Below are 6,674 nucleotides of genomic sequence, written 5' to 3' on the forward strand. Positions count from 1 at the left end.
TATCGAAAAAATCCTTAATTTTCAAGGGAAAAAGACTTGACTTAATAGGGAGGTGTAAAAAATGAATAAGAAAAGATGGAAACAGGCAGGTGCAGCCGTTTTTATGACAATACTTCTTATGACAGGATGTTTCTTATCCAGCAGCAGTGAAAATCGTGGGGAAGAAGAATCAGGGGAAACGGAATTCTTCGCCATGAATACTTATCTTACATTCCAGGCCTACGGAGAAGCGGGAACTATAGGAAATGCATTGAAGGAAGCGCAGGAGAGAGTGGAGGAACTGGAAAAGAAATGGTCTGTGACAGATCCGGACAGTGAAATTTACAAACTTAACCACAGCAAGGAGAGAAGCACGGTGCTTTCAGATGATACGGCGGAAGTAATACGTTTCGCGCTTAGTATGGCGGAGGAAACTGGCGGAAGACTGGACCCCACCCTTTATCCTGTGCTCCGGGCCTGGGGATTTACGACAGAGGATAACAGGATTCCTGGGCAGGAGGAGCTTTCGGAATTGCTTGAGAAAACCGGATACGAGAAGATATCTATGGAAGGGAACCGTCTTACCATACCGGAAGGCATGGAGATTGATCTTGGCGCCGTCGGAAAAGGATACGCGGGAGATGAAGCGGCAGAAGTGTTGAAAAAATATGGAATTGCATCGGCGCTTCTGAACCTGGGAGGAAATGTCCAGGCTGTAGGCAGCAGACCAGACGGAAGAGACTGGCGGTTGGGTATCCGTAGTCCTTTTGGAGAAGGAAATCTGGGCGTCCTTGAGGTGTCGGACAAGGCAGTTGTCACATCGGGAAATTATGAACGGTATTTTGTCGGAGAAGATGGAAGGACTTATGGTCACATCATGAATCCGGATACGGGCTGTCCGGTGGACAACGATCTGATATCAATGACAATCATAACAGACGAAGGGAAATGTGGAGATGCCCTTTCTACGTCCCTGTTTGTGATGGGATTGTCAGAAGCTGAGAAATTCTGGAGAGCACATCAGGATTTCGAAATGCTGGCAGTTACGGAAACCGGAGAAATTTATTTGACAGAAGGCATTGAGAACTCCTTTTCTTTGGAGACGTCTTTTCAGAAAATGAAGATCCATGTGATAGAAGAATCATGAAATAAAAAAATATAATTGACGGACAGTCCCCCGGAATGGCTCGAGAAGTGAGCGGCTCCGGGGGATTTTCTATAGAAAAAATCTGTCCAGGAATTGTCACATCTGCCGGCAGGATTATGGATAAAATAGATAAAAAATAGATGTAAAAATTGTGAAAAGTTACGTAAATGAACAAAAAGGGACTCGAGTCCTTTTTTATATGTTAAATTCCGGTTAAGATGCAAGTAAAGACGAACGAAATGAGGACAAGCCGGTATTTTTTTGTGTAAAAATGAGAACGGATGTCCATATTACAGGTAAGGGAAAGCGAGGTATGATTATGAATTATTCAGAAAACCCGAATAAACAATATCACATTCAGGTAGGAAAAGGAGATGTCGGACGTTATGTGATTCTTCCGGGGGATCCAAAACGGTGTGCAAAGATCGCAAAATATTTTGATGCTCCGGTTTTGATGGCAGACAACAGAGAATATGTGACTTATACGGGATATCTGGACGGCGAGAAAGTAAGTGTGACATCTACAGGAATCGGCGGTCCGTCCGCATCGATTGCCATGGAAGAGCTGGTTATGTCCGGGGCGGATACCTTTATCCGGATCGGAACATGCGGAGGAATGCAGCTGGATGTAAAGAGCGGGGACGTGGTAATCGCAAACGGGGCGATCCGTATGGAAGGGACGACACGGGAATACGCACCGATCGAGTTTCCGGCTGTGGCGGACATCCATCTTACCAACGCACTGATGGAATCAGCAAGGGAAATGGGAGCGCCGTACCATGTCGGCATCGTTCAGTGTAAAGATTCCTTCTATGGACAACACTCTCCGGAGCGGATGCCGGTCAGCTATGAGCTTCTGAATAAATGGGAAGCATGGAAGCGGCTTGGATGCCTGGCTTCCGAGATGGAATCGGCGGCCCTCTTTGTTGTAGCAAGCCACTTAAGAGTGCGGGCAGGATCCTGCTTCCTCGTTGTGGCAAACCAGGAACGGGAAAAGGAAGGACTGGAAAATCCGGTAGTCCATGATACCGATATGGCAGTCCGGGTAGCAGTGGGAGCAATCCGGAAACTGATTGAAGCGGACAAAAAGGCAGGAAAATAAAGGAGGGTGCACAGATGAGTGAAACACAGATTCAGGAACTGATTGAAACAGCCATTGCTCAACTTGCCTTCTCCTACACACCGTATTCCCATTTCAAAGTCGGGGCGGCTCTGCTTGCAAAAAACGGACAGATCTACACAGGATGCAATATAGAGAATGCGGCGTACACGCCGACGAACTGTGCCGAGCGGACAGCCGTTTTCAAGGCAGTCAGCGAAGGAATCCGGGAATTTGAAGCAATCTGTATTGTAGGCGGACCGGACGGAGAACTTTTGGATTATACACCACCTTGCGGAGTGTGCAGGCAGGTCATGATGGAATTCTGTCATCCGGACGAATTTCAGATTATCCTGGCAAAGGGAAAAGATGATTATCGGATTTATAAACTGAAAGATCTGATGCCTCAGGGATTTGGACCGGGCAATCTGGAAGAAAGGTAGGAGGAATATGAAACAGGCAAAACGGGTATTTGTAATTGTGATCGATTCTCTGGGAATCGGCGTCATGCCGGACGGGGAAAAGTTTGGAGATGTAGGAGTCAACACGCTCGGACACATTTCCGAATCAGTGGAGACCTTCCGGATTCCGGCGCTGCAAAAGCTTGGAATCGCAAATCTGACACAGCTTCGCCAGGTGCCGGCAGTAGAAAATCCACTTGGATACCAGGCGGCACTCCGGGAAAGAAGTAACGGAAAGGATACGATGACCGGACACTGGGAGATCATGGGAGTGGAGACGAAAGAGCCGTTCAAGACATTTACAGAACACGGATTTCCGAAGGAACTGATCGACGAACTGGAAAAACGGACCGGACACAAAGTGATTGGAAACAAGAGTGCCAGTGGAACGGAGATTATAGAGGAACTTGGAGAAGAAGAAATCGCAACCGGACATATGATTGTGTATACTTCAGCGGACTCGGTGCTTCAGATCTGTGGAAATGAAGAGACCTTTGATTTACAGGAACTGTACCGTTGCTGCGAAATTGCAAGAGAACTGACGATGAAAGAAGAGTGGAGAGTCGGAAGAGTCATTGCAAGACCGTATGTCGGAAAGAAGAAAGGCGAATTCGAACGGACCAGCAATCGCCACGACTACGCCCTGAAGCCTCCGGTAAAGACGGCGCTGAATGTGCTTAAGGACAATGGCTTCGATGTGATTTCCGTTGGAAAGATCAAGGACATTTTCGACGGAGAAGGCATCACGGAAGCATACAAATCCAAATCCTCTGTACATGGAATGGACCAGACCATCGAGCTTGCAGACAAACATTTTCACGGGCTTTGTTTCGTGAATCTGGTGGATTTTGACGCAAAATGGGGACACAGAAGAGATCCGGAAGGATATGCGAAAGAGCTGGAGATGTTTGATGAAAAATTAGCGGTTTTACTGGAAAAGCTAAGAGAAGACGATCTTTTAATCATCACGGCGGACCATGGAAATGACCCGACTTACACAGGAACCGACCACACTCGGGAGAAAGTACCGTTCCTTGCGTATTCCAGATCCATGGAAGGAAACGGAATGCTGCCGGAACAGGATACCTTTGCGGTGATCGGCGCGACGATCCTGGACAATTTCGGGCTGTCCATGCCGGAGGAGACAATCGGAACTTCCCTGCTTTCCTGTTTAAAATAAACACCATTCTACAAAAAAAGGAGGAAAAGAAGACATGAAAAGAATGAAAAAGCTTGCCGCGTTGTTTCTGGTAATCTGCATGGCGGTTTCCGTGATCGGATGCGGACCTTCCAAGTCCAGCCAGGGTACCGGGAATTCTGATTACCGTGTGGCCATGATCACGGACAGCGGCGACATAACAGACCAGTCTTTTAACCAGACAACTTACGAAGCATGTCTTGAGTACTGTACGGAAAATAATATCGATTTTACCTACAAAAAGCCGGACGGGGATACGGATTATGCCCGGATTGCCATGATCGATGTGGCCGTGGCAGAAGGATACAATATCATCGTCATGCCAGGTTATATTTTTGCACCGGCGCTGGTAGAAGTTACCTACAAATATCCAGATGTCAAATTTATTGCGCTGGATATGACGGCAGGGGACATTATTGCGGCAGCAGTTGGAAATAAATATTATGAAAACCCGGACGCTTATGAGGCATCCGACTATTATAACGTGGAAAATACGTACTGTGCAGTGTACCAGGAAGAGATTCCGGGATATATGGCAGGGTACGCAGCCGTAAAGCTGGGATACCGGAAACTTGGTTTCCTCGGCGGTCAGGCGGTACCGGCAGTTATGAGATACGGATTCGGTTATGTACAGGGAATCAATGATGCGGCAAAAGAACTTGGAATTACTGACCAGATCGAAGTTGAGTACGCCTATGGCGGACAGTTCTATGGTTCCACAGAGGTAACAGCGGCGATGGATACCTGGTACAGCCAGGGGACAGAGATCGTCTTTGCATGCGGCGGCGGTATCTTTACCTCTGCGGCAGAAGCTGCTTCAAAAGTGGGCGGAAAGATGATCGGTGTGGACAGCGACCAGTCTCCGATTATTGATGCGTACGGAGAGGGAATGACGGTAACATCCGCGATGAAAGGTCTGGGAGCGACTGTAAAGGCGATGCTGGATTCCATCATTGTAACAAACACCTGGGAAGAACATGTCGGAAAGATCGAAAACCTCGGACTTGTGTCGGGAACGGATATGGATGTCAATTATGTAGGACTTCCGGAAGATACGACACAGTGGAACGAAAACTTTACCGTAGACGATTACCACGAGCTGGTACGGAAAATCTATGACGGGGAAATTACCATCGATAATTCCACCGAAAAGATGCCGGAAGTATCTGTCAAGGTAAACGAAAGACAAGGATCGATCATGTAAAGTATACCGGAAGGAGGAAGCGAAAATGGGAGAATATGCAGTGGAAATGCTTCACATTACCAAGAGATTTCCTGGGATTGTGGCGAACGATGACATTACGCTTCAGTTGAAAAAAGGCGAGATCCACGCGCTCCTTGGAGAAAACGGAGCGGGGAAATCCACGTTGATGAGCGTGTTATTCGGACTGTATCAGGCGGAAGAAGGAGAAATCCGCAAAGACGGGAAAAAAGTAGAAATCAAAAATCCGAACGACGCCAACGCACTGGGAATCGGAATGGTGCACCAGCACTTCAAACTGGTAGAATGTTTTTCTGTGCTGGACAATATCATTCTCGGCGCAGAGCCGGTGCAGGGCGGATTTCTGAAAAAAGACGAAGCAAGAAAAAAGGTAATGGAATTGTCAAACCGGTATCATCTGCAGATTGATCCGGACGCCAAAGTGGAGAATATCACAGTTGGAATGCAGCAGAGAACGGAAATTTTAAAAATGCTGTACCGGGACAATGAAATTCTGATTTTTGACGAGCCGACGGCAGTGCTGACCGTGCAGGAAATCGAGGAACTGATGCAGATCATGAAGGGACTTGCAAAGGAAGGAAAGAGTATCCTTTTCATTTCCCACAAGCTCAACGAGATCATGGAAGTTTCTGACCGCTGTACGGTTTTAAGAAAAGGAAAATACGTCGGAACTGTCGAAACAAAAGACACGACGCCGGAGAAGCTTTCCGCCATGATGGTAGGAAGAAATGTCTCCTTTAAAGTAGAGAAAAAACCGGCCGAGCCTGGCGACGTGGTGCTGGATGTGAAGGACATGACCGTTGCCGGACAGAATAAAAAGGATGCGGTGCAGGATGTCAGCTTCCAGGTGCGAAAAGGCGAGATTGTATGCGTCACAGGAATCGATGGAAACGGCCAGACAGAACTTGTTTACGGACTTTCCGGTCTGGAGCCGTTAAAGAGCGGAAGCATCCATATGAACGGAAAAGATATTACAAAAGCATCTGTCAGGGAACGCTCCACTTCCGGAATGAGTCACATTCCGGAAGACCGGCATAAGCACGGACTGGTTCTGGATTATTCTCTGGAGGACAATCTGGTGCTGCAGCGCTACTTTGAACCGCAGTTTACAAGCAAGGCCGGACTGATGAAGCGAAAAGAAATCCGGGAATACTCGGACCGCCTGATCGAAGAGTACGATATCCGTTCCGGACAGGGATCCTCTACTATCGTACGTTCCATGTCGGGGGGAAATCAGCAGAAGGCGATTATCGCAAGAGAGATCGACAAGAATCCGGATCTTCTGATTGCGGTGCAGCCGACACGGGGAGTCGACATCGGAGCAATTGAATCGATTCACAGGCAGCTGATCGAGCAGCGGGATGCCGGAAAGGCAGTCCTTCTGGTCAGCCTGGAACTGGATGAAGTCATGGATGTGCCGGACCGGATTCTCGTCATGTACGAAGGAAGACTTGTCGGGGAATTCAAACCGGATGAAGTGACGGTGGAAGAACTTGGTCTTTATATGACCGGCGCCAATGCTCATGTACGGTAAGGAAGCAAGCAACCGAAAACAAGAGATAGACCGC

6 protein-coding genes are annotated in these 6,674 nt (G+C 47.8%); all 6 read left to right on the forward strand.

Annotation, left to right across the window (positions count from 1 at the left end):
• Positions 1-61: 61 nt before the first annotated feature.
• The 6 genes from ACLROL_RS12040 (at position 62) to ACLROL_RS12065 (ending at position 6,640) form a co-directional block, all read left to right on the forward strand.
• Entirely contained in the window at positions 62-1,126 is a 1,065-nt protein-coding gene (locus ACLROL_RS12040; RefSeq protein WP_413067933.1) for an FAD:protein FMN transferase, read from the forward strand.
• 319 nt (positions 1,127-1,445) lie between these two features.
• Complete coding sequence (gene udp / locus ACLROL_RS12045) at positions 1,446-2,228, forward strand: uridine phosphorylase (protein ID WP_413067934.1); 783 nt, start codon at positions 1,446-1,448, stop codon at positions 2,226-2,228.
• 14 nt (positions 2,229-2,242) lie between these two features.
• On the forward strand, positions 2,243-2,668 hold the full coding sequence (locus tag ACLROL_RS12050; protein WP_138373041.1) for a cytidine deaminase: 426 nt from the start codon (positions 2,243-2,245) through the stop codon (positions 2,666-2,668).
• Between the two features lie 7 nt (positions 2,669-2,675).
• On the forward strand, positions 2,676-3,866 hold the full coding sequence (locus ACLROL_RS12055) for a phosphopentomutase (RefSeq protein WP_413067935.1): 1,191 nt from the start codon (positions 2,676-2,678) through the stop codon (positions 3,864-3,866).
• Positions 3,867-3,900: 34 nt separating this feature from the next.
• Positions 3,901-5,088, forward strand: coding sequence for a BMP family ABC transporter substrate-binding protein (locus ACLROL_RS12060; RefSeq protein WP_318256974.1), 1,188 nt, complete (start codon positions 3,901-3,903; stop codon positions 5,086-5,088).
• Positions 5,089-5,113: 25 nt separating this feature from the next.
• On the forward strand, positions 5,114-6,640 hold the full coding sequence (locus ACLROL_RS12065; protein ID WP_413067936.1) for an ABC transporter ATP-binding protein: 1,527 nt from the start codon (positions 5,114-5,116) through the stop codon (positions 6,638-6,640).
• Positions 6,641-6,674 lie beyond the last annotated feature (34 nt).

It is taken from the genome of Sellimonas sp., assembly GCF_047234585.1.
Lineage (GTDB): Bacteria > Bacillota > Clostridia > Lachnospirales > Lachnospiraceae > Sellimonas > Sellimonas caecigallum.

What these genes read in the sequence shown, in the direction of transcription:
- ACLROL_RS12040 (WP_413067933.1), top strand. Translation starts at nt 62, where the DNA reads ATGAATAAGAAAAGATGGAAACAGGCAGGTGCAGCCGTTTTTATGACA.
- udp (WP_413067934.1), top strand. Translation starts at nt 1,446, where the DNA reads ATGAATTATTCAGAAAACCCGAATAAACAATATCACATTCAGGTAGGA.
- ACLROL_RS12050 (WP_138373041.1), top strand. Translation starts at nt 2,243, where the DNA reads ATGAGTGAAACACAGATTCAGGAACTGATTGAAACAGCCATTGCTCAA.
- ACLROL_RS12055 (WP_413067935.1), top strand. Translation starts at nt 2,676, where the DNA reads ATGAAACAGGCAAAACGGGTATTTGTAATTGTGATCGATTCTCTGGGA.
- ACLROL_RS12060 (WP_318256974.1), top strand. Translation starts at nt 3,901, where the DNA reads ATGAAAAGAATGAAAAAGCTTGCCGCGTTGTTTCTGGTAATCTGCATG.
- ACLROL_RS12065 (WP_413067936.1), top strand. Translation starts at nt 5,114, where the DNA reads ATGGGAGAATATGCAGTGGAAATGCTTCACATTACCAAGAGATTTCCT.